The 21,932-nt window shown below is 49.7% G+C and carries 17 protein-coding genes and 2 riboswitches; of the genes, 13 read left to right on the plus strand and 4 right to left on the minus strand.

Annotated elements, in window-relative coordinates:
• The first annotated feature begins 5 nt into the window (after nucleotides 1–5).
• A complete protein-coding gene (locus tag K7P76_RS00970; protein WP_232182203.1) occupies nucleotides 6–2,384 on the plus strand; it encodes an alpha-galactosidase in 2,379 nt (792 codons plus the stop codon).
• Nucleotides 2,385–2,406: 22 nt separating this feature from the next.
• Complete coding sequence (locus K7P76_RS00975; protein ID WP_232182204.1) at nucleotides 2,407–4,155, plus strand: DUF5107 domain-containing protein; 1,749 nt, start codon at nucleotides 2,407–2,409, stop codon at nucleotides 4,153–4,155.
• 67 nt (nucleotides 4,156–4,222) lie between these two features.
• On the opposite strand, the gene K7P76_RS00980 is transcribed toward K7P76_RS00975, so the two are convergent.
• Entirely contained in the window at nucleotides 4,223–5,194 is a 972-nt protein-coding gene (locus tag K7P76_RS00980; RefSeq protein WP_232182205.1) for a DNA-methyltransferase, read from the minus strand.
• Between the two features lie 97 nt (nucleotides 5,195–5,291).
• Here K7P76_RS00980 and K7P76_RS00985 point away from each other — a divergent pair, with 97 nt between their 5' ends.
• The 4 genes from K7P76_RS00985 (at nucleotide 5,292) to K7P76_RS01000 (ending at nucleotide 11,560) form a co-directional block, all read left to right on the plus strand.
• Nucleotides 5,292–6,212, plus strand: coding sequence for a hypothetical protein (locus K7P76_RS00985; protein ID WP_232182206.1), 921 nt, complete (start codon nucleotides 5,292–5,294; stop codon nucleotides 6,210–6,212).
• Nucleotides 6,213–6,270: 58 nt separating this feature from the next.
• Nucleotides 6,271–7,341: a PdaC/SigV domain-containing protein gene (locus tag K7P76_RS00990; RefSeq protein WP_232182207.1), complete on the plus strand. Its 1,071-nt coding sequence runs from the start codon at nucleotides 6,271–6,273 to the stop codon at nucleotides 7,339–7,341.
• Between the two features lie 154 nt (nucleotides 7,342–7,495).
• Entirely contained in the window at nucleotides 7,496–11,146 is a 3,651-nt protein-coding gene (locus K7P76_RS00995) for an Npt1/Npt2 family nucleotide transporter (protein WP_232182208.1), read from the plus strand.
• Nucleotides 11,147–11,287: 141 nt separating this feature from the next.
• On the plus strand, nucleotides 11,288–11,560 hold the full coding sequence (locus K7P76_RS01000) for a type II toxin-antitoxin system Phd/YefM family antitoxin (protein WP_232182209.1): 273 nt from the start codon (nucleotides 11,288–11,290) through the stop codon (nucleotides 11,558–11,560).
• Nucleotides 11,561–11,674: 114 nt separating this feature from the next.
• On the opposite strand, the gene K7P76_RS01005 is transcribed toward K7P76_RS01000, so the two are convergent.
• Both K7P76_RS01005 and K7P76_RS01010 read right to left on the minus strand, forming a co-directional pair.
• A complete protein-coding gene (locus tag K7P76_RS01005; protein ID WP_232182210.1) occupies nucleotides 11,675–13,183 on the minus strand; it encodes a response regulator transcription factor in 1,509 nt (502 codons plus the stop codon).
• Nucleotides 13,180–15,003, minus strand: coding sequence for a cache domain-containing sensor histidine kinase (locus K7P76_RS01010; protein WP_232182211.1), 1,824 nt, complete (start codon nucleotides 15,001–15,003; stop codon nucleotides 13,180–13,182). Before K7P76_RS01010 ends, K7P76_RS01005 begins: the two co-directional genes overlap by 4 nt.
• Before the next feature lie 203 nt (nucleotides 15,004–15,206).
• Between K7P76_RS01010 and K7P76_RS01015 the strand changes: the two genes are divergently transcribed.
• The 4 genes from K7P76_RS01015 to K7P76_RS01030 are packed head-to-tail and all read left to right on the plus strand — an operon-like array spanning nucleotide 15,207 to nucleotide 19,693.
• On the plus strand, nucleotides 15,207–16,106 hold the full coding sequence (locus tag K7P76_RS01015; RefSeq protein WP_232182212.1) for an ABC transporter permease: 900 nt from the start codon (nucleotides 15,207–15,209) through the stop codon (nucleotides 16,104–16,106).
• A 15-nt stretch (nucleotides 16,107–16,121) separates the two neighbouring features.
• Nucleotides 16,122–17,003, plus strand: coding sequence for a carbohydrate ABC transporter permease (locus K7P76_RS01020; RefSeq protein WP_232182213.1), 882 nt, complete (start codon nucleotides 16,122–16,124; stop codon nucleotides 17,001–17,003).
• Nucleotides 17,004–17,033: 30 nt separating this feature from the next.
• Nucleotides 17,034–18,632, plus strand: coding sequence for an extracellular solute-binding protein (locus tag K7P76_RS01025; RefSeq protein ID WP_232182214.1), 1,599 nt, complete (start codon nucleotides 17,034–17,036; stop codon nucleotides 18,630–18,632).
• Nucleotides 18,633–18,667: 35 nt separating this feature from the next.
• Nucleotides 18,668–19,693: a family 43 glycosylhydrolase gene (locus K7P76_RS01030; protein WP_232182215.1), complete on the plus strand. Its 1,026-nt coding sequence runs from the start codon at nucleotides 18,668–18,670 to the stop codon at nucleotides 19,691–19,693.
• A 61-nt stretch (nucleotides 19,694–19,754) separates the two neighbouring features.
• Here the strand turns inward: K7P76_RS01030 and K7P76_RS01035 are convergent, their stop codons facing one another.
• Nucleotides 19,755–20,279, minus strand: a complete 525-nt coding sequence (locus tag K7P76_RS01035; protein ID WP_232182216.1) for a hypothetical protein — start codon at nucleotides 20,277–20,279, stop codon at nucleotides 19,755–19,757.
• Between the two features lie 422 nt (nucleotides 20,280–20,701).
• Nucleotides 20,702–20,896: riboswitch (cyclic di-AMP (ydaO/yuaA leader) on the plus strand.
• Nucleotides 20,897–20,987: 91 nt separating this feature from the next.
• Nucleotides 20,988–21,163, plus strand: a riboswitch (cyclic di-AMP (ydaO/yuaA leader).
• Nucleotides 21,164–21,290: 127 nt separating this feature from the next.
• On the opposite strand from K7P76_RS01035, the gene K7P76_RS01040 reads away from it, so the two are divergent.
• From K7P76_RS01040 to K7P76_RS33590, 3 genes are read left to right on the plus strand one after another with little or no spacing between them, the layout of a single operon-like run.
• The gene (locus K7P76_RS01040; RefSeq protein ID WP_232182217.1) at nucleotides 21,291–21,707 is read left to right on the plus strand and encodes a hypothetical protein; all 417 of its coding nucleotides are present in this window, start codon (nucleotides 21,291–21,293) and stop codon (nucleotides 21,705–21,707) included.
• Between the two features lie 13 nt (nucleotides 21,708–21,720).
• Entirely contained in the window at nucleotides 21,721–21,831 is a 111-nt protein-coding gene (locus tag K7P76_RS01045; RefSeq protein WP_232182218.1) for a DUF2681 domain-containing protein, read from the plus strand.
• On the plus strand, nucleotides 21,828–21,905 hold the full coding sequence (locus K7P76_RS33590; RefSeq protein ID WP_373692327.1) for a potassium-transporting ATPase subunit F: 78 nt from the start codon (nucleotides 21,828–21,830) through the stop codon (nucleotides 21,903–21,905). Before K7P76_RS01045 ends, K7P76_RS33590 begins: the two co-directional genes overlap by 4 nt.
• Nucleotides 21,906–21,932 lie beyond the last annotated feature (27 nt).

A 21,932-nucleotide genomic window follows, 5' to 3' on the forward strand; every position in this document is an offset into this window, starting at 1 on the left:
GTACGATGCTGCACGGGAAGGAAGCTCCAGCCAGTCAAGTGGTGTTCGACGAGAACTTGCGAGCGGTCCGTATTCGAATAGGTCAGGATGGTTTGAACGTTTCGCTTGGATGTCCTCAATTTTTCTTCGAGGGGTTCGACTTTGAAGCTTGTTCCGTCTCCGCTCGACCGGACGGGCATTCTGAAGGCGAGAACTCGTATATAACGGAATACCGTATCGAGTCACCCGATACCGCGGCTGGAATGGATGTTGAGGTATATGCACAGTGGTCCTTGGAGGAAGGAGTGCTGCGGAAGTGGGCGCGATTCCGGATTGACTCTCCATTAGCAGGGTGCTTATGGCAAGAAACGGTATTAGAACGTTATGAAATTAATGAAGGAAACCCGGTTCAATTTCAGCCGCATCCTGTGCAAAGCCAGCCTGCTTTTTTCCGGGGCTGGTTTATAGGCATCGAGTTTCCGGTAGCGAGCACAAGAGTGGAGAGCGGCACGCTGCTGCTCGCTCATAAGCCGGGTTTGAAGCTGGCGCCGGACGTTTGGTATGAAACCCGGAAAGCCGTTTATGGCATCTCGGGCGTCGGCGGGGAGAAAGAGGCGTTCCAAACCTACCTTCGCAGACACAGTCAAATCCCTGGGCATTTCCACATCAACTATAACAGCTGGTACACTTCTCCCGTACCTTATGCCAGAGAAGATATTGTACGAATTATGCGTCGGTTCCGGGACGAACTTCATGACGCGCAAGGGGAATCGTTCGATACTTTCTGCATCGATATGGGCTGGTCGGATCGGCACAGTATTTGGGAAATCAATAAGAACATGTTCCCGGAAGGCTTTGCGGAGTTGGAGCAGGAGGCGACCCGGATGAACAGCGATTTGGGATTGTGGATTTCTCCGACTGCCTGCTATTCGGATGCACTCGACAACGATTGGGCCAAAGAGCAAGGTTACGGAACATCGTCCACGCCATGGGCCGGGGGTCATACGATACGGTTTATTTGTCTCGCAAGCGACAAATATCAGAAAGCGTTCAAAAACCGCATTGTAAGTCTGGTCCAGCAATATCCGATCCGGCACATCAAATTGGACGGATGCATGCTGGAGTGCAAGGAAGAGGACCACGATCATGAGCCTGGCCCGTATGCTTCGGAGAAAATCGCCGAGGGCATGATTGATGTTTTGCAAAGCATTCACCAAGCCGTACCTGACGTCTGGCTGGAGACGACCTGCTTTGGCTGGCATCCGAGCCCGTGGTGGCTTTGGTATGCCAACTCCGTCCTCGGCGCTCATGGCGACGACGTTCCGTACGGTCGCGTACCGGCACCCGTATACCGCGAAAGCTACACGTCGGCGCGCGATTTCTTTAATCTTCAAGGAACCGCGAGGTCGGTCATTCCTCCGGTATGCCAGGAGGTATTGGGCATTGTACATCAGACGCAAGATTGTTTCATGAACGATGCAATCATGACCGTTATGAGGGGGCATATGTTCCTTCCGGTTTATTTAAATCCGGAGTTCATGACCGATGCCAGATGGGAGAAGTTCGCAGGGCTATTAAAATGGGCCAGGGCCAACGCAGCCGCGCTATTGCATGCGAGTCCGCTCCTGCCGGCTTCCTGGTCGGATGGACGCCTTCGCGACGTCTCCAATGAAGCGATGATGCCGAGAGAGCCTTACGGATACGCGCACTGGAATAAGGATGACGGACTGGTTATCCTGCGCAATCCTTGGATCATGCCCGGTTCATATGTGCTGCGTTTGCCTGAGAGAAGCGATCGGTCCGGGAAGTTTAACGTCGTCAGCCTCTATCCGGAAGTGCGTCAATACGGCAAGGATGTGCGGGGCGGGGACGCGATCGATATCCGGCTTGCGCCTTACGAGACAGTCGTGCTGTCCGTTATACCAGCGGAGCAGGCGATTGACGTTCCGGAGGCTGCGGGCAATTATGCCGGAAAACCTTATATTCAAGCACGGATACTGAACGATCGAAAAACTTCCGACAGCCGTCAACTGGAAGCGGATATTGAAATTAACGCTCCTCAGGCCGAATTGCTGATTCTCGTCGAAGGGAACAATTCAAATCCGGTTCCCGTGCCCGACTACCAAGTTCGGGTGAATGGCAACGAGGCGGAAGTCAAATGGGAAACCTCTGCCGAGGGTTGGGCTCATTCCTGGATTTCCAAAGCGGAGGACGATTGGTTGTTTATGAGAATCCCTTTGACTCAGGGCGGAAACCGGATCGATCTTGAGCTGACCGTCGACCCATCCGTTTCGTCGTGGTCCTCCTGGGTGTGGGCGACGAAACCGGGCGATGGCAAACCTGCATCCTATCCGAACGTACTCCCACTGCCCGAAATCATTTCTTTAGACGCGATTTCTTTATGAGTAAGGACTGCGGAGGATTAAAATGCTGACCATACACAAGTACGAACAATTTCTATTGACTCATCAGCTAACGCCGTCAGGCCCCATCCCCACGGCTCAGGATCCGGATGGCGTGTATCCTTACGAAAGCTATTGCGAGACGAGCGACCGTCCCGTGATGAAATCGTACCGCTTCATTTCCATGGAGAACGAGGCGGTACGGGTAGTCATCTGCCCGGATTTGGGGGGCAAGGTGTATTCCATTGTCCACAAACAGTCGAACAAGGAAACGCTGTATGTCGCTCCCATCGTCAGACCGATCCGGATTCTTCCCCGGCAATTTTATATCGGCGGCGGCATCGAAGTCAGTTTTCCGATATCCCATTCGCCGGTGCAATCCGTTCCTGTAGCCTATGAGACGAAAGAGCACGGAGATCGTCTGTACGTCTGGTGCGGGGAGCGGGAAGTCCGGTTCGGCATGCAGTGGACCGTGGAATATTCGCTTGGCCGGGAAGACGCTTTTCTGACGCAGCGCACTTATTTCTTCAATCCTACCGGGCAAGCCCATCCCTGGATGTCATGGTCCAATGCGGGCGTTCCCGCATGCGGCGATACGGAATTCCATTTTCCGGGAGGTCCCGTACTCTATCACGGCGATGAGATGAAAATGTTGGATTGGCGCAAGGAAGGCCCGAAGCGTCAATCGGATATGAAGCGGATGGCCGGATTTTTCTGGCGCGATCCCGATTGCCATGCGTTCGGCGCGTATACGCCAAGCCTGGGCTGCGGCCTGTACCATATCGCAGATCCGGAGCTCACGCCCGGCATGAAACTATGGACGGACGGGGTGGAGCATCATCAGGAGTTTGTTACCCAGTGGACGTTAAACGGAGCACAGTGCCTGGAAATCCAAGCGGGTCCGATTGTTGACCAATCCATAAAAAATGAACTGCAGCCGCAACAAGATCACCATCATATCGAATTTTGGATCCCGTCGGACGAACCGCTCGACATTTACCGGATCAAGCTGCCGCAGCCCGAACTGCTGCCATTAGCGCAAATTCCTCGATTTGATTACGCAAGGGAGGAAGAAATTCGCCTCTGGCGCAGTCTGATTTCGAACTATCGGCAACGCCAAACAACGGAGCTGCCCGCTCCGCCCGACTTGGATGACAACAGATGGGCCCCTAGCGGCATGGAAGAGTTGGAGGAAGCGTTGCAATGGGTTTGTGCCGTAACTCAAGGAGATACGCAGGGCAAATGGCTGTTCCAGCTCGGTTCCTGGTATGCCGGAAATGATCGAATTGACGACGCGCTGCCCTATTTGAACGAATCAAGCGACGATAGAGCCCGCGTATTAGCGGCAAGGATTTACAGGAGAAATAAACGAGATTCCCGCGCTTCTGCCGAGTGCTTCCGAAAGATCAAGTCGCTCGTTTTTGCGCTCCATCCCCAAGTGGTGTTCGAGCGGGATCTGACCTTAGCGCTGCTTGGCAATGAGACGATCGAGGAAAGAGAGTATTGGTTGAGAGAGACCGTCGCATTAAAAGATGAATGGCTGATCGAGAGAAGAGCGGCACTGTTGATCGACCGCGGACACTTTGAAGAGGCTAAACAGCTTCTTGAACAGACGCGCTTCCAATTGATTCACCAACGGTATGCCCGATCGAAACTGTGGAACAAAATAACGGAAGGTCTTCATTTGGCTCAAGCCGAAATCCCGCTCTCGCTTGGGGAAGACGATTTGTTCGAGTTCGGAGCCTACCGCGAGTACCAGGAAGAGGATGGCTGACAGTTGAATGAGCTAGGGGAGCACCTGTGGATGGTAAAATTTCAGGTGCTCACTCCCGTTTAAACGGTTACTGCTTCGGCTTAGAGAGTTTGCTTTGCGCATGCAGGCTATTCCGTTCCCAGAAGACTCCTTCGGAATAGCCTTGAATCGATGAGTCGCGCTCCGCAAGCTCGAGCCTTTTTTCCGTCAGGCAGCAGTAAGTTTCATCGATTTCGACACCGACGAATCTCCGATTAAGCTTCTTGGCAACGACGGAAGTCGTTCCAACACCGCCGAAAGGATCGAACACCATGTCGCCCTCGTCAGAACTCGCAAGAATGACTTTAGCGAGCAGCTTCTCCGGCTTCTGCGTCGGATGATCCGTGTTCTCAGGCATCGACCAGAACGGAACCGTTAAATCCGTCCACAAATTTGACGGATGCGTGAGCCGGAATTTACCATCGGAATGATCGTCCCAATCCTTAGGTGCGCCTTCTTCTGTTCGGTAGGGGGCAATAACCTTCCGCTTCACTTTAACGCGGTCCACATAAAACTTGTAGTCGCCGGATTTCGTGCAATGCCAAATATCCTCGGACGCGTTCTTCCAATTGGCGAGCGCTCCGCGGCCTTTTTCGCGTTCCCAAGTAATGCGGTTGATGATGTTCAAATACTTGGAGGCGACCTCGAAGATCGAATGGCTAGATCGCCAATCGCCGCATATGTAGACCGTTGCATGGGGCTTTAATATGCGAACAATGCGGGAAAACCATGCGTCCAGCCACTCGGTATATTGTTGATTATTCATCTGGTTAAAGGTTTTGCCGTTAAAGGTTTTCGTTAGATTATAAGGAGGGTCGACGAACATCAGATCGACAAACCCTTCAGGTAAATGGTCAATGGCGTCGAATAGGTTTTGGTTAATCGTTCGGTCGATGATATCCTCTGGCTTCGCCTTCGCAGATAACGCAATAAGCTTTGCTCTATATTGGGTTTTCTCGGAATCGGACAGAGTAATCGTTCTGTTTCTTCCGGCCCGCTCTTTGGGTTCCTTCTCCAGCACTGCCATGCACCGCCTAATCTATTCGATACGAGATACATTCATTATACTAGGATAGTTGAACTCATTCACTTATAATCTCGCGGAAGGTAGGCTGCCAATGAACAAAGAAGGATTAAGCTATCACGGGAAAACGGATGTTAGAAGTAAATATGCCGATGAAAAAGTAATTAAAGACATTAATCACTATACCCTGAACATGGGGAGCGGGAAGCAGATCAACATCTATGTAACCGACGACTATGATCAGAAGTATGGCAAGGAGTTCGCCTATGGGGAATTGGGGGAGATGCTGTCAGCCATTGAAGAGAAAAGGGGCTTTAAGCCGTACGACTTACCTCATTCATCGCTTGATATTTACTTCTATACGAATGAGTCGAATACTCCGCTTCCCCCGGATAGGCAAGCCAATACAGGAGCTTGGATTCTAAATTGCGGAACCGGAATGCCGAATGAAATCATAATGAACGCTAGTCGTCTTCATCGAGACCATCGCCAAACTCTCGTCCATGAGCTGAGTCACTATTTTGACAACCAATCTTATTTTACGATGAGCAAAAATACTTACCTTAACTATGGCGGAGAAGATTTTTACTTTTGGTTATCGGAAGGCGCTGCGGAGTATTGTTCTTGCTTCTATTATTCCTATCCCGCCAATACGAAGAACAAACTGGCGACTTTTGACATTAAAGATAGAGCCTCTATTTTCCAATATGCCATACAGCAAGCGGGTGGGCGGGCGAAAGTAATAGAAGGTACTTCATTGCGGTCATTCGCGGATATAGTTAAGGCGAGCAAAGGCAATTATGGAGTGATTCTAGCTTTGTATTGGTATATCGCTGTTCAGTACGGCTTGGAACAGCTGCATTTATACACGAAGTATATCGCCGAACACTACACATCCTCTGGCCTTATCTCCATGGAAGATAGAGAGGATACGACCAGGAAATTCTTCAACAAGACGGAGTCGCAGATTTTGGAGGAATGGCTGGTTTACTTTAATTATTTTAAGTCGGAGTGAACATTCTTCTTTACCATGCCGTCTATATAAGGGAGTGAGAGGAAAGGAAGATGTTATTATGAAACAAGCTGGATTGAAGCAAGGGAAAAGAGGTTTAATCGCGTTTGTGGTCGCGGCAACCCTGATGTCCACACCTTTGATACTGCCTGCACAGCAAGCGAATGCGGCTACGGTTAACCCTTACAAAAATATAAACCAACCTGTATCGATTGAAGGCGTACGCGTAGATCTATCGGCTCTTAATACGGATAACACAACCTATATCGCGGTACGCAGCTTGAACGAAAGCATAGGCTTGAACACGAAGTTCGATAAGATCAAGCAGACGGTCACAGTTACTGGGCGCGGTCGGGTGCTTGTACTGGATCTGAAGAGCGGCGGCGCCACGCTAAACGGTCAGACAATCTATGGATTGCCGGCAATCGTGCAGAATTATACGACATACGTGCCGTTTCGTTTCTTGTTAGAGCGGATGGGTTACGGCGTTTCATACGATACGGCGTCCAAAGCGATCGGAATCGAAGCGATTCAAGAAAACGATCTTAAAATAACGAACGCCGTGATTAAGGAAGAAAGCGCGAAGAAATCGTTGCTGGTCAACTACCCGCAAATTTCCGGCTTCGCCGACGAAGCCGTTCAGAACAAAATCAACGCCCTCCTGAAATCGGAGGCGGAGTTGAACGCGGATGCGGCCAGGGAGTCGCTTAGCGAAGCGTTGGGTGAAATTCCGGACCATGTTCCCGCGGTTGCGTTCGATGGGACTTATACGATCACTTACAATGAACAAGGAAAACTCAGCTTATACGTGGACTATTACATTTACACAGGCGGGGCGCACGGTTCGACGGCGCGCGTACCTTATACGTTCGATCTTAAGACAGGCAACTTGCTCACGTTAAAAGACGCGACTGGAAACCATGATAAGTATGTCTCGATCATCAACAGCAAGATCAAGAGCCAGATTAAGGCTCGGGGCATCTACCTGCTGAACCCGTTCGAGACGATCGAGCCGGATAGGGATTATTTCTTGAAGCATAACGGCTTGGTCATCTTTTTCGGCCAATACGAGTATACGCCATATGCGGAAGGGATGCCCGAGTTCGAAATTCCATTCTCGGATTTTAAGTAAGCAAAACGTTTCGATAAGAAAAACCGACCTAGAAAACGAGATCGGCAGGGATCGACATCCCTACTGGTCTCGTTATTTTTCTTCTGCCAATTCATCCGTTTTTATAGTACAATTTTCCTATTAATCAATGCGATTGGGAGATGTCTTTCGACTTATGCTAAAAATCGGCGGGATAGCGTTAAAGTTGCCTTGGGGGCGGACAAGCGACGGGCAGCAAGAGAATGCCCGAGTAATCGGATTGTTCCTCTACTTATTTTGCGTAGTTTCGGCTTCGACGGTAGGGAGGACGGCAGCGGATACGCTATTCTTGTCGCGCTTCGATGCCTCGCAGCTCTCATTGATGTATCTTCCTCAAGCAGGTTCGCTTATCCTCGTAGGGTTCCTTTTTCAACGTTACGGCAGTCGAATTCGATTGGATCGTCTTCTCTTCTTCCTTATTCCCTTCGTATCTTTGCTCGTGGTGCTGTCTCGAATCGGTGTCGGACTTGATCTGCTGTGGGTTTATCCCGTTATATACGTAGGCTACGATGTGTTCAATTTCTTGATGATCGTCTGCTTCTGGCAGTTTGCCTCTTCCGTGCTCGATCAGCGCAAAGCCAAGAAAACCATTCCTCTTGTCGGAAGCGGCGGTCTTGTCGGCGGCATTGTCAGCGGTTTCGGTTTAAAGCTTCTTTCGCCGCTCGTAGGTACCGACAATCTTATTTTTTTCTACGCCGGACTTCAGTTGATCGCTCTGCTAGCCGTGTTCATGGTCATTCGGATGAGTCCGAATGCCGCTGAGATTTTCGGTAACCCGCAGCCTGCAAACAAGACCGTAGACGGAAAGAGCGCAAAGCAATCGAGCGGCGGATTGTTCAAGAACGTCCCCCATTTGAAATACGTGGCCATCATGTCCGCGGCACTTGTCCTCTCGCTAACATTCATCGATTATCAGTTCAAGGTCATCTTAAGGGGGACGCTGCAAAATGACGCTTTGGCCGGATTCATGGGCAGCTTCTACGGCTATTCGGGATTGTGCGCATTGCTCGTTCAACTGTTCGTGGCAGGTAAGCTGGTTAGCAAGTTCGGAGTGATGACTTCGATTTTGGTATTTCCGCTAGCGCTGTTCGCGGGCAGCCTCGGCGTTATTTTCTTTCCGGTTCTAGCCATGGCCATTCTTGTAAAAGGCAGCGATAAAGTTCTCGGGGATACGATTTATTCCTCCGTTAACCAACTCATCATGTTTCCGATCTCGCCGAAATGGCGAAACCGCGCGAAGAGCTTCCTGGATGGAGTTGTTCGCAATGGAGCCAAGGGAGTCGCTGCCATTAGCTTGATCGTCCTGTCACCGCTATTGAGCGCGCGGGAATTCAGTTTCATTATTGCAGGGCTTCTGGGTGTGGGGATTTTTGCGGCCATTCGGGTCAAAAGCGCGTATTTGCGCATGCTGCTGTCTTCTTTGGAGACGAACGGGAGCGATCTTCAGGAAGGTGAGCTTGACCTGATGGATCCGGCCAGTCGACAACTATTAATAGGCGCGCTGGAAAGCGGGGATCGGCAGCAAGCGCTGTATGCTCTTCGGATTTTGGTAGGATTGGGTCAGTTCGATCTGTCGCCTTATATTCCTTCATTGCTACGGCATTCTTCTTCGGAGGTTGGCGTAGAGGCTTTACTCTACGTAGAGCGGGCGCTCCCTATCGGAATGGATGAGGAACTGGCACGATTGCTCGCCGAGCCGGATTCCGATCAACGAATCAAATCCCAAGCGCTGATCGCAATCGCCGCCTACGCCAAAGAAGAGTATCTCGAGATGATCTCCGAAAGGCTGAAAGCGGATGAAGTCGAGATCAGGGCCGGCGCGATTGCCGGATTGATTAAATATTACGGGATAGAAGGCATGTTCCGCGCGGTCGGAACGCTTAAAGCTTTGATCGATAGCGTCAGCGAGGAAGAAAGGACGGCGATGGCAGCGCTCTTCGGCCGGATCGGCATCCGCGAGTTCTATAAGCCGCTCATTCCATTGCTGCAGGATCCATCGCCCGAAGTGCGGAAATGCGCCCTTCAGTCGGCATCGAAGCTAATCGTGCCCGAGTTGGTTCCTTCCATCGTTCCTCTTTTGCAGGAAAGCCGGACCCGTCCTGAAGCTATCGAGGCATTGGCTGCCTATGAAGCCAAAGTCATTCTTCCGCTGCTTGAACCGTATTTAGACAGGGAAGCTTCCTCTTTGCATGTACCTAAGGTGTTTGAGCGAATGGGAACTCAGGGAGCGTTCTCTATTCTTTTTCGGAAATACGACTCTGTACGATACGATATGCGGGACAAGCTGCTTGAAGCGTTAGCGGGCATGCGGAGTCTGGAAATCCAGGTGGATTTCCAAGAAACTCAGCGATTGGTGCTGGGCGAATTGGAGAGCTACGGGCAATTTGGCGAACATAACGTCTGGAACCCCGATCATCCGGGGGAAACGGAAGTGCGGGATACGGTGGAACAGCTTCGATCGGCCATGATCCGCCGGGCGTTCCAACTGCTAGGATTAAATTACGACCCGAAGACGATAGACGCGGTATATATCGGCTGGTCCGAGGGCGACGTCAGGCGACAGGCCAATGCCGCGGAAGTCATGGATCAGATGCTGCATGGCGAGCTTCGGATGGAGCTTACAAAGTGGATGCTTGCGCCGAAGGAGGCGGCTTCTGTATCGGCTTCTCCGTCTGCGTCGGATAAAAGCGGTTTATTGAAAAGAGAACATTTGAAATGGCTTTATGAGCACGGAGATGAGGGACTTCGCGAGGTCATTCGTTATGCCGAGGTCATTGAACGGGGAGATACCGTTTCAGACGAATCCGAAGTGCCCGGGGGTGGCGTTCAATCCACGGGAGTGTCTGATGATAATGCCCTTCTGGAGAGGATGTGGACCATGCGCGCGCTTAGAAATGCCTCTTTGTTCGAAGGTTTTACGAGCAAGGATTTATTGCCTGTCGTTCGTTATTTGAAAGTTGTCGAGGTCCCTGCAGGCGGCGTGGTATTTCGGGAAAAAGACCCCGGCGATTCGCTATATGTGGTCAGGGAAGGGCGGGCAGGCGTATATCGCGAAGGCGTTCGGGTGGATGAACGGGATGCGGGAGACAGTTTCGGGCAGACCGCTGTGCTGACTAGAAGACTGCGTACGGCAACGATTCGCGCGGAAACCGATCTGCGGCTGCTGCGCTTGGATTCTTCCGATTTCTACGAAGCGATGTTCGACCGGACTGAATTGGCGTTGGAGATGATGAAGAGATTATCTCGCAAGCTGCGCTCGGCAATGGTGAATCAGGCGCAACCGAAGTCGGAGGGTAGCGAAGCAGAGCCTTCCGTAGACAATGCCGCTCAAGTCGCGGCAGCTTTGGAAATATCGGTCATCTCCAACGAGCCGCTTAATCAAGCGATTCTGCGTAGGGTGCTGGTCCTCCAGAAGATCGAACTATTCAGACACTTGTCCCAGGACGATTTCATCCGGTTAGCGCATCGCGTGGAAGAGGTAGCCTATGAACCGGGCGAAGCCATATGCCGTATGGATGAGTACGGCGATTCGATGTTCGGCATTATCGAAGGGGGAATACGGGTCCATAGGGGAACCGAAACTCTCGCTAATCTCGGCGTTGGTCAATGCTTTGGAGAGATGGCCATTATCGATAGCGGCCCTCGCTCGGCGGATTGCACGGCAACCGAACATACCGTTCTGTTGCGGCTTCACCGCCATCAGGTGTTTTCCTTCTGCTTCCAGCAGATCGACGTGCTGAAAAGCATGGTCAAGGTGCTGGCTGATCGGCTAAGGGAGATTGCGTAGGGACGGAGGGCTTTTGACGGTATCCCCGTGAGCAGGAAATTGTGAACCGTACCACAATAGTGGTACAGCGACGAGTAGTACTACCTATTAGGGTAATGATTTAACATAGTCAGAAAAATGTCAGGTGAAAGGATGCGAAGAATGAATATCAAGCCGGCTACTACGATTCTTCAAGATTATAATGGCTTCTCAAAATACTGTCACGAGCTCGATGAGCCAGTGGTTCTAACACGTAACGGGGAAGCCGATCTAGTTGTTATGAGTCATGAGGCGTTTCGGCGGATGGAAGCTCGCATTAAATTACAATCCAAGCTCTTGATTGCAGAAAAGCAGGTTGCTGAAGGAGCGCAGTTACTTGACCATAATCAAGTAATCGCAGCTATGAGGAGGAAGATCAATGCAGCCAAAGAATAAGATCAAATATTCTCCAGCGGCAGTTGATGATAGGGATGAGATATATCTCAGGAAAATAGTTCTGCCGCAGTAAATCTGCTGGTAAAGTTAGATCAGCACATCGAAACTTGACAATCAATTGTCGGCTTCATTCGCCGGGATGGCCAGAATCCGATTTCTGTAGTCGCTCGGATGATAACCAGTGATCTCCTTGAAAACCTTGCTGAAATACTTCCAATCGCTGTAGCCCACCTGGGCTGAAATATCATAAATTTTAGCTTTGGGATCCGCTAATCGTTTTTTGGCCTCGTCTACGCGAACGTTCGTAAGATATTCCAGAAACGTCATATTCGTTTGCGCCCGGAACAGGCGGCTGAGATGGCTTGGGCTAACATAGACGGCAGCCGCAACCTCGCTTATATTGAGAGATTCCGAGAAACGGGAATGAATGATGTTTTTCGCAAGCCCTACAATGCCGTATTCGGAATGGCCGGGGAGGACGCATTCAAGCCAGCCATTCATTTCGTGCATGAACAATTGAAGAAATTGATCTTTCGTTCGCGACCATAACATCATTTCGGTTAGTTTCGAAATACGATTGAACAGCGGAAGGCTTACCGTTGGATAACAATGGGCTAACTGCGCATATAGAAATTGCAGCATTTCTTCAACCGAGTGAATCTGTGAAGCAGCTTCGCAGTCGAAAATATTCAATAATCCATTTTTAAGCTCGGACAAGATGTTTCCCGCATCTCCTACTTCAATAGCGGATTGAAGTTGAGTTTTGGAATATTTCGGCGTTAAAGGGGCGGAGATGGATGTGAAACGGTAGGTGCCGCTGTTCTGATGAATGCGATACAGCAGCGCGCTGCAGGCCTCTTTCTCTAATAAACGAAACGGTCCCGTGCTGCTGGCCGTAGACATGCCGAAACTGATCTCCAGCCTGATGTTGTCGGACCAGAACTCGCGAACGGCAGCTTCCAATTCATTCAGCTCCAGGATAGCCGCATCTGCGGACTCGACCCCAATACCGATCAGCATATTAAAGCTGTCAACGGTAGAACTTCCCGAAATAAAATAAATATCCGTCAGGGATTCCGCTGCTTCATAGATCACTTTTCTGTACAACCAAAGAATCATCTCATCGCCACCGAGCTGCGACCGCCTTTCCATCCCTCCTTCGTCAATATCGCATGCCATGATCATCTTGACCGGATGCGAAAGCGCATCGAACTGCTCCCCGCTAATAAATCGATTGCGTTTACGGTCATTGGTAATCCGATGGCTGATTCTTTCGAACATATTCAAGAGATCTTTCTCTTTCACAGGTTTAAACAAGTAATCTTCCGCTTTTAGCCGGATGGCTTGCTGCAAGTAAGAAGAATCGTTATAGCCGGTTAGCAGCACGACCGGAATATCGGGATGGCGATACCGAATCGTCCCCGTTAAAGATAACCCGTCTATCCCGGGCATGTGAATGTCGGTAATGACAAGACCGATGGGACATGAAGAAAGGATATTTAACGCTTCGGAACCGCTAAGCGCACTATAGATTTCTCCAATATCGACTTCCGGCAATTCTGCGATCAGCGCGGCTAAGCCCGTCAGTATCGTATCCTCATCATCGACAATGAGTACATTCATCGAACATGCCCCTCTCGATAGTCAAGGTTAAGCGGGAATTTCAAAGTGACGATCGTTCCATTATGCAATTCGCTTCGAATGTACATTTCCGCCTCTTCCTTGTAGATCAGCCGAAGTCTGCGATAGACGTTAAGCAAGCCAACGCTGCCCTGTTTTCCCGTGCCAAGCTCCAAAGCGCTCCAAATCTCATTCAATCGTTTGGGTGGAATGCCCTTGCCTTCGTCAATGATGGAGATGACCAGTTGACCCTCTTTCTCCTTGATGCGAATCGTGATGACGATCGTTCCGAATTGGTTGCTGCCGTGAATAATGGCATTCTCGACGAGAGGCTGAAATAATAGCCCCGGCAAATACGCCCGAAGCACCTCTTCATCAATATCGTATTCAATTTGCAATTGCTCGCCGAAACGAAGCTTTTGCATGTGCAAGTAGTTTTTCATGAATGCCATTTCCACATCGAGTGAAACCATCTCCTGCTGCCGTACGGTGTGATAACGGAACAAATCGGCTAAAGCGATAAGTCCCTCCTCCGCGGCCTGCGTTCGGCCGTTCTTGATAAGATAGCGCAGAGTTTCCAAGGAATTGTTGAGAAAATGAGGGTTAATTTGGCTTTGAAGGGACCTGATTTCCGCTTCTTGCTCCAGAATTTTCGATTGATAGACTTCATTGATCAGAACGTGGATTCGCCCCGCCATTTTGCTGATCGCTCCCCATACTCGCCCGACTTCATCGGTACGAATCGGAGGAATCGGCATCTGAAAGTCGTTTTTCTCAAGATCCCGCAAGCCTAAGACGAGAAGTCTGAGCCTTCTTGTCATGCTGTAAGCCAGAAGAATCGCGGCAATAATCGCCACGCTTGTCCCCGCGACAATGCCGGCGATTGTCCACCATTTTACCGTGTTGATCCCTTTGGCAAGGTATTCGGCCGGAATGACGGCGATAACCTTCCAGCCCGTCTGATCGGATTTGATATGGCTTACGAGATGCTGAACGCCGTCGATGGATACGAATTGAGAGAGCTGGGGCAGCGATAACCCATTTTCGTCCAAGCCGAACTCCGCATTCCATTCCTCTCCCACGTTTCGTTTGCCTTTGGAGTACATAATTCGATTATGATGATCCAGAACGAAGATTCGGGTATCCGGACCGAAGTTCACGTCGAGGAGCATCGTATTTATGATTTGCAAGGAGCCGTCGACTTCGAGAAAGCCAAGCACATCTTGACTGCCTTGACTTCGGATGGGCTGAATGATTTTGAATACGAAAGGGGAATCCAGCGTATCCCGCAACTCTTCGGTACCGAAAATAACGGGACCCGGGTTTTGCTCGTCGATCTCCGAATACCAGGATTCTTTCTTGTAATTGCGATTTTCCAACCAGACTCCGCCCTCCCCCATATTATGGTAGAAGGCACCGGAATTTCGCGTGTAGAGCGTTATTCCCCGTACGTATTGCCTCTGCTCAATATTCAATTGGCGAATGGCATCGTTCAGTAAAATCGACGTGCTCAGCGTTTGCCGATCGCCCATAGTCTCGGCTTGTTTTATCGCATGGCGGATAGACGCGATGTTCGGCTTGGACATGGCCGTCTTTGTAACGTACAGCAATTGGCCCTGGTAGGTGTCCAAATGACGGCTTGTTTGGCTGAGAAGCTGCGGAATAAATTCTCTTATTTGGCTTTCCATTGATCGGCTGTAATAATAATAAGAAACGATTCCTATGATGGAGATGGTCCCGGAAATTAAGAGAGAGTAGACGACGATCAATTTTATCGCAATGGGCCAGTTGTCGATGGTCCATTGTTTTTTTTGATTTTTCAACAACTCCCCTCCCTGGAACTTGAGCCGAAAACGGTTCGATTTTGATCTGATTTAAGTTAATCACGACTTTACGGAATGCGCAATTTGATTATCGCGACATGATCGGTTTGTCACCCCATGCGCAAGGAATGACGTATTTCATTTCCGTTATGCATTTCTTAAGATTAAGGCGTAGAGAGTCGCTGAATGAAGGAGAGGATCGTGTGCTTTGGGCTAAAATATGGAAACATCGGCTGCTCTATCTCTTATTTATACCGGTCATTGTTTACTTTTTTGCGTTCCGTTATTATCCGATGTTTCTTCAGGTGTTGCTGGCATTCAAACAATATAATCTTACGGGCGGAATTTGGGGAAGCGAATGGGTTGGCTGGGATAATTTCAATCAACTCCTCCATCACAAGGACTTTCAAAGGGTTTTTCAAAATACGGTGGAAATCAGTCTTCTGCGCATCGTGTTCGGATTTTTCCCGCCTATCATTCTAGCCATTCTATTGTTTGATCTTGCGTCTTCCCGCTTCCGTAAAATAAGTCAAACCGTCCTTTACATTCCTCACTTCTTTTCATGGGTTATCGTCTACGCGATTGCCTATGCGATGTTTGCGAATACGGGGTTTCTGAACCAGATTCTGCAATGGACAACGGGGCATACGTTCTCTTTCCTAACGTCGGAGGAATGGTTTCGGACGATTCTGATCGGCACCGGGGTATGGAAGGAGTTGGGCTGGGGGACCATTATTTATTTGGCGGGATTAACCGCGCTGGACCCGTCGCTTTATGAAGCGGCCAAAATCGACGGGGCTGGTCCGATCAAACGAATTATTTACGTCACACTCCCGGGCATCGCCTCGATTATTGTTTTTCTGTTTACGATTCAGATTGGATCGATTTTATATGCGGGGGGAGAACAGGTGCTGCTCTTCTACAATCCCGCCACTTACTCCGTAGGCGATATTATCGATACATGGGTGTACCGTCAAGGGATTGCGCAACTCCAATATAGCATGGCAACGTCAATGTCCCTTTTTCAATCTTTATTCGGCCTGTTGCTCGTCATTCTTGCGAACAAAGCGGCCAGAAAATATGCCGGCACGGGAATCTGGTAGGAAGGAACGATGGTTATGAAGCTGCTCCGAGGCGAACGCGTGTATCAGATTATTTCTTACGTCTTTATCGGGCTTCTATCTCTTGCTTCGGTGTATCCGATCTTTTACGTGCTTTCCATGTCCTTGGTAAGCGAGCAGGAGTGGATTCAGCGTAACGGATTTATATTTATTCCCTTTCGTCCTACTCTACTTGCATACGAGAGGTTGTTTAGCGGGAGTGTATTCACGAACGCTTTGAAAGTAAGCGTCATGAAGACGGTTGCAGGAACGGCATTCACGCTGACCATGACATTAGTTGCAGCTTATGTCGTATCTCGCAAACAACTGGTCGGCAGAAAATTATTTTTGTTTCTTATCCTCGTTACCATCCTGTTCAGCAGCGGTTTGATTCCGACTTATTTGGTCGTGAAAGATCTTCACCTGCTCGACACTTTCTGGTCTCTTGTTATTCCGGGGCTCGTAGACAGTTGGAGCCTGCTGGTGCTTAAGCAATTTTTCGAAGGGATTCCGAAAGAGATCGAGGAATCGGCCGAAGTCGACGGGGTGAACGATTGGACGATGATGTCCCGCATTATTGTGCCGATGAGCAAACCGGCGCTCGCGGCCATCGGACTATTCATCGCCGTGTCGCATTGGAATAGCTGGTTTGATGCATTTATCTATATCAATAATCCGGATTGGATGCCCTTGCAATTGATTATGCGAAATATGTTCGCCAATGCGAACATCGGCTCCAATTTCAATCCAACCCTTGTATTAAATCCGGCGCAACGCGTGTCTACGGAATCTTTGAAGATGGCGGTTGCGGTGATCGGTACAGTGCCGATTTTGCTGGTTTATCCGTTCCTGCAGAAACATTTTACCAAAGGAATGTATCTGGGCGCGGTGAAAGGATAAATTCAGAAACTTGAGATGGGGGAATCGCAAATGAAAAGAAAGTTCGTAAGCGTATTGCTGTTGATTGTCATGATAAGTACGGTCGTCTTGACGGCGTGCAGCAGCAACAAGTCCGGGACGACAACTCCAAGTTCATCCCCTGCAGGCGAGGCAACAGGAAGCAATACGGCTGAGGAAACGCCGGACGGCACGGACCATTCTGCCGAGAAAGTAACGATCTCCTTTATCGAGAACGGGTGGGTCAACACGCCGACCGATGACAACGATCCTTGGAGAAAGTGGATGAATGAAACCTATAATGTAGATTTTAAGCTGTCCGCGTATCCCGAAGCGGACTTGGAAAGCAAGCTGATGGTGCAATTTGCTTCGAACGACCCGCCCGATATTTTCTACGCATGGGATATCAAAACGGTGAAAAAGCTTTACAAGCAAGGAGTATTGCTGGAGGACTGGACCCCGTATTTGGACAAAATTCCGACCTTGTCCGCAACGTTCACCAAACAATCTAAAGCGTATGTGAACGAGGGCGGTAAGATGATCGGACTGCCGACAATCCCGACCCCCAACACCTTTTCTTATAAAGTTAGACAAGATTGGCTCGATCATTTGAAACTACAGTCCCCCACTACTCCGGATGAACTGCTTAACGTTCTTCGTAAGTTCACCCATGACGACCCTGATCAAAATCAGAAAAACGATACATGGGGAATCAGCTCGGCCGGCGCTGGAGCGAATCTTGGCGAGTTGAGCAGATTGGAGCTGATGTTCGGCCGAAGCGGTATTTTCGTGAACAATAACCAAGTCGAAAGCTCGATCGTTAACGGTACTCATAAAAAGATGCTGGACTTCGTCAAAGTTCTTGTGGATGAGAAGCTTATTGACCCGGATTGGTACACGCAGGGATGGGAGCAGCGGAAACCGAAGCTTTTTGCGGGCAAGGTGGGAGTTACGTTCTACCCGGGCGTTCTCGTCAATGAAGTGGAAGGCGGCAACGGAGCAACAGGTTCGACTATCGGTTGGTTCGAGAACATGCCCATGCCGAAAGCGGGGCCGGATGGCGGCAAACTCCAGCCTGGAGCGATCGCCTCGGGAATCATTTCGATTTCCAAGAAGGCGGCGGAGGATCCGGTGAAGCTGGAACGCATCTTGAAGATTATCGAAGCTTCCACTTATCCGAATGACGGGTACTGGGCGCTGCGCTGGGGAGTCGGCGTCAATGGACAGAAGGTAATGGACGTAGAGGGCGGCGGAAAGTTCGTCAGTCTCAAGGGCGAACTGTACCGTCAAGATAATAAAGGGGCTTACGACTGGGGAACGTGGGTTTCGACAGGATTGGACGGCGTGGTGGAAAGCACGAACGAGCAGCCGGGGGAATCGGATAAAAAGCAAATGAGGCTGGATAGCGAAACGAAGCAAATGCCGGCCAATCCGAACGATATGGCATTGCTGTCGCTTGATCCGCAGATTGTCTCCGATCTGGATACGTTGCAGAACGAGTTCGATATTAAATATATTCTGGGCGGCACGAAGGATTATGACGGCTTCGTCGAACAGTGGCTTAAAACCGGCGGGCAGACTCTGCTTGATCAGGCGACTGAGCAATATACGGCGGCAGGCCTTATTAATTAGTCTTTCGTGGTTCGGAGGCTAATGGAGGAGATAACTTGAAGAACGGCGACAAAACGGACTTTAAGAAATGGTGCACCGATTATAAATTAGGGGTTCCGGTCATTGCGGGATCAGGTTTGAAAGGTCAGTTTGACAGCCACGGCGTTGACAGTCCCTTTGTCTTCTATCATAGAGGCCGCTACATGATGACCTACATCGGATTCGATGGCCTCGGCTATCAGACTGCAATCGCGGAAAGCGACGACTTGATTCATTGGAGAAGTCTCGGGACGATTTTACGCCGAGGAGAGGGAAGCCATTGGGACACAATCGGAGCGGCTGGAACATGGCTTCTAAAGGAATCGGATGAGATCTCCGAGCGTCCTGTATTGAAGAAAGTGAACGGGAAATATTGGATGGTATACCACGCTTACCCCGAAGAAGGGTATGAAAGCGGACCGGCCGAGATTGGATTGGCTTGGTCGGAAGATGAGGAATTGATAGAGTGGAACAGATTGGAACATCCCGTATTTTCTTGGAAGGACGGGGCAGAGTGGGAAAGAGGCGGCCTGTATAAAGCATGCCTGCTCGAACATGAAGGAACGTATTATTTGTTTTACAACGCCAAGGATACCGGAGAACGGTGGCATGAGCAGACGGGTGTTGCCATGTCGCAGGATCTGACGCAATGGAACAGGTATGGAGACAACCCTATTCTTCCGAACATACCGGGGAGTTGGCAATCGCAATTCGTATCGGACCCTTGCGTCATTAAAGACGGAAGCAAATGGATTATGTTTTATTTCGGCTTTGATGGCCATCATGCACAGGAGGGCATAGCGGTTTCCGAAAATTTGCTGGATTGGCATCGTGCCGATGAGCCGATCCTTCGGAACGGCGCTCTTGGAGATCTAGACGAATCCCATGCTCATAAGCCTGCGGTTGTACGCCATAATGAAGTACTTTATCATTTCTACTGTGCAGTAAGGCCTGTTCGTTCCGAAGATGTCGCGTTGGGGAATGAATATCGAACGATCACTGTGGCTGCTTCTTCTCCGATGGATTCGGCAGCAAACCAATAGGTCCCAATATGAATAAAGGGGAGAGCGCATGTACACCAAAGTGTACATAAGCGTCTCCCCTTTACAGTATTTCGTAATAAGAGCGACAACTCTCTATTAAAGACGCTGTATCTAACGGAACTACGGAATGGTTGGATCCGATCGAAAGGGATGGCGACGAAACGTTACGTTTGGTTCTCGATCCGCCGGCCGCGCATACGGCGCTAGAACGGGTTGCCGTTACCCTCTGTTCCTGAAGATTGTCGTGATGCAGCTGTGCGGCAATGTCGTTCAAAGCTGCACGTACCAACTCTGCCTTCGTTGTACCCCATTTGTATTGAAAGAGATCTACCGTCTCGTAAGCTTCCTTTAACGTCGGTTTTTTGAAGTTATGTAGGAAGGAAGACCACGTAACAAGGTCGAAGCTTACGGTGTTCTCAGTTAGTACGCATTCGCTCCAGCCGATGTGGCCGCAGCACGTAATTCTAAGCAACCCGTATCGGCAACTGCAATCTTCCTTAACGCACGCCCCATTCGGCAAATTATGAGGATCGTCAAACTGATACAATTGAATGCTTGTTATTCGTTCTTCCCCGATCCCGATCAAGCTCATTCGCTCCTTGAAATCATCCGTGACAGATGAAACTGAACAGAATATACCGCTGGAAGCCGCGACTTGTAAAATAGCGATACAGCCGAATAGGCTCCGAAATGACAGTTTAGCTCAATTTACGGATATTTACTACCCCAAAAGAGCCTCTTTCTCGCATTACGAAGGCTCAGGCTCGCTCTGGCTTGCGTTTTCATTTTTTGATGTTCCGTCGGTGAAAATAAGAAGTTAGAGTATTATGCCGTTTTTTCGTAAAACGGAGAAATAGAGAGTGGGAAAGAGTATTCTAAAGGTCGCGATCGTTGTAAGCGGTACAACTTGCCAAGTTGACTCAATAAGGCGTTAAAGGTGTATTTGGCATTGCTTTACAAAAGTTGGCGGCAAGCGTAATATTCGATTCATGAAATTGATAACTGTTCAATTCGTAATCGCTGAGTTTCCGTAACAGGAAAACGGGGGAACCAAACGACGGCGTATTTTCGGTGTGAGAGCCGAACATTTGCCGTCCGGGGTGAATCCCGAAGCGGCCGCACCTAGGATGCGGCGCTTCGGGTAGGGCGACTCTCACCGCCCGAATCCGACAGCTAACCTCGTAAGCGTTGATGTATGCAGCCGAACTGCGAAAGGGTTGCGTGCAATGGAGAGAGGATGATGAACTTTGTGACCAATCCGGCCGCAGGGATTATTCCTCTGCGGCTTTGTTATGCTTATTTATCGCTGAATCCCTGAATCTGGTCGAGCAGGGAGCGGGGGAACCAAACGGATTCCGGAAGGATGGAATCCACGGGGTGAATCCCGAAGTCGCAAGTGTGGCTTCGGGTAGGGCGACTCTCACGCCCGAATCCGTCAGCTAACCTCGTAAGCGTACCGAGAGAGGCAACGATGATCGTGATTGACACGGTTTATTTTGTTCGGCCCGCCGTGCCAAGAAGCCACGAGAAGAGTTCCTCTTCCCATGGCTTCTTTTTTGTTGCCTTCTTTCGGATAGAGAACAGGAGATGAATGGGAATGGCTAACCGGGATGTCGTATTGATATCGGCCCCGAATATTGCAGGCGAGCGATTCATGAAACTGCTCAAGCAGAGAGAAATCCCTTTTGCCGCTATCGTTAATAATATTTCCGAATACGAACGAATTGCTGCCCTCGGGGCAGAGCACATTATAGTTGTAAATACTTCCAAAGAAGAATCATGGTTAATTCCTGAGATCGGCGTCGGCAAAGTGTATCTTTTCGAGAAAAGCTTGAATTTATGTTGTCGGTACGTTCAGATTTGTCGGAGTTGGACGTCAAAGCCGATCTTCGTCATTACGGGAAGCCAAAACCCCCGTAACGTCTACAAAGGACTTGGCGTCGATTACGTGATTCATAGCAGCGCGCAAGATTATGCCTTTCTCATTACGGATGATTTGCTAAAGAAAACCTAAAGGAGGCTGTTACATGCTTGATCTGTATATGGTTCTAATGTTGGCGGGAACATTCGCGTTGTTCTATGGCTTCTTGGCTTGGTGCAGCCGTGTAGTAGATGAGACGGGGGGAGATCGAAAATGATCATCGTATCGATATTTACGGGATTCATTTTTCTATATTTGATCTACGCTTTGGTGAATCCGGAAAAATTCTAGGAGAGTCTCGTTGCTGAAGATGAGGAG

The sequence above is a fragment of the Cohnella silvisoli genome (assembly GCF_021190915.1).
GTDB lineage: Bacteria > Bacillota > Bacilli > Paenibacillales > Paenibacillaceae > Cohnella > Cohnella silvisoli.

What these genes read in the sequence shown, in the direction of transcription:
- K7P76_RS00975 (WP_232182204.1), top strand. Translation starts at nt 2,407, where the DNA reads ATGCTGACCATACACAAGTACGAACAATTTCTATTGACTCATCAGCTA.
- K7P76_RS01040 (WP_232182217.1), top strand. Translation starts at nt 21,291, where the DNA reads ATGGCTAACCGGGATGTCGTATTGATATCGGCCCCGAATATTGCAGGC.
- K7P76_RS01045 (WP_232182218.1), top strand. Translation starts at nt 21,721, where the DNA reads ATGCTTGATCTGTATATGGTTCTAATGTTGGCGGGAACATTCGCGTTG.
- K7P76_RS33590 (WP_373692327.1), top strand. Translation starts at nt 21,828, where the DNA reads ATGATCATCGTATCGATATTTACGGGATTCATTTTTCTATATTTGATC.
- K7P76_RS01005 (WP_232182210.1), bottom strand. Translation starts at nt 13,183, where the DNA reads ATGAATGTACTCATTGTCGATGATGAGGATACGATACTGACGGGCTTA.
- K7P76_RS00985 (WP_232182206.1), top strand. Translation starts at nt 5,292, where the DNA reads ATGAACAAAGAAGGATTAAGCTATCACGGGAAAACGGATGTTAGAAGT.
- K7P76_RS01025 (WP_232182214.1), top strand. Translation starts at nt 17,034, where the DNA reads ATGAAAAGAAAGTTCGTAAGCGTATTGCTGTTGATTGTCATGATAAGT.
- K7P76_RS00970 (WP_232182203.1), top strand. Translation starts at nt 6, where the DNA reads ATGCTGCACGGGAAGGAAGCTCCAGCCAGTCAAGTGGTGTTCGACGAG.
- K7P76_RS00995 (WP_232182208.1), top strand. Translation starts at nt 7,496, where the DNA reads ATGCTAAAAATCGGCGGGATAGCGTTAAAGTTGCCTTGGGGGCGGACA.
- K7P76_RS00990 (WP_232182207.1), top strand. Translation starts at nt 6,271, where the DNA reads ATGAAACAAGCTGGATTGAAGCAAGGGAAAAGAGGTTTAATCGCGTTT.
- K7P76_RS01000 (WP_232182209.1), top strand. Translation starts at nt 11,288, where the DNA reads ATGAATATCAAGCCGGCTACTACGATTCTTCAAGATTATAATGGCTTC.
- K7P76_RS01020 (WP_232182213.1), top strand. Translation starts at nt 16,122, where the DNA reads ATGAAGCTGCTCCGAGGCGAACGCGTGTATCAGATTATTTCTTACGTC.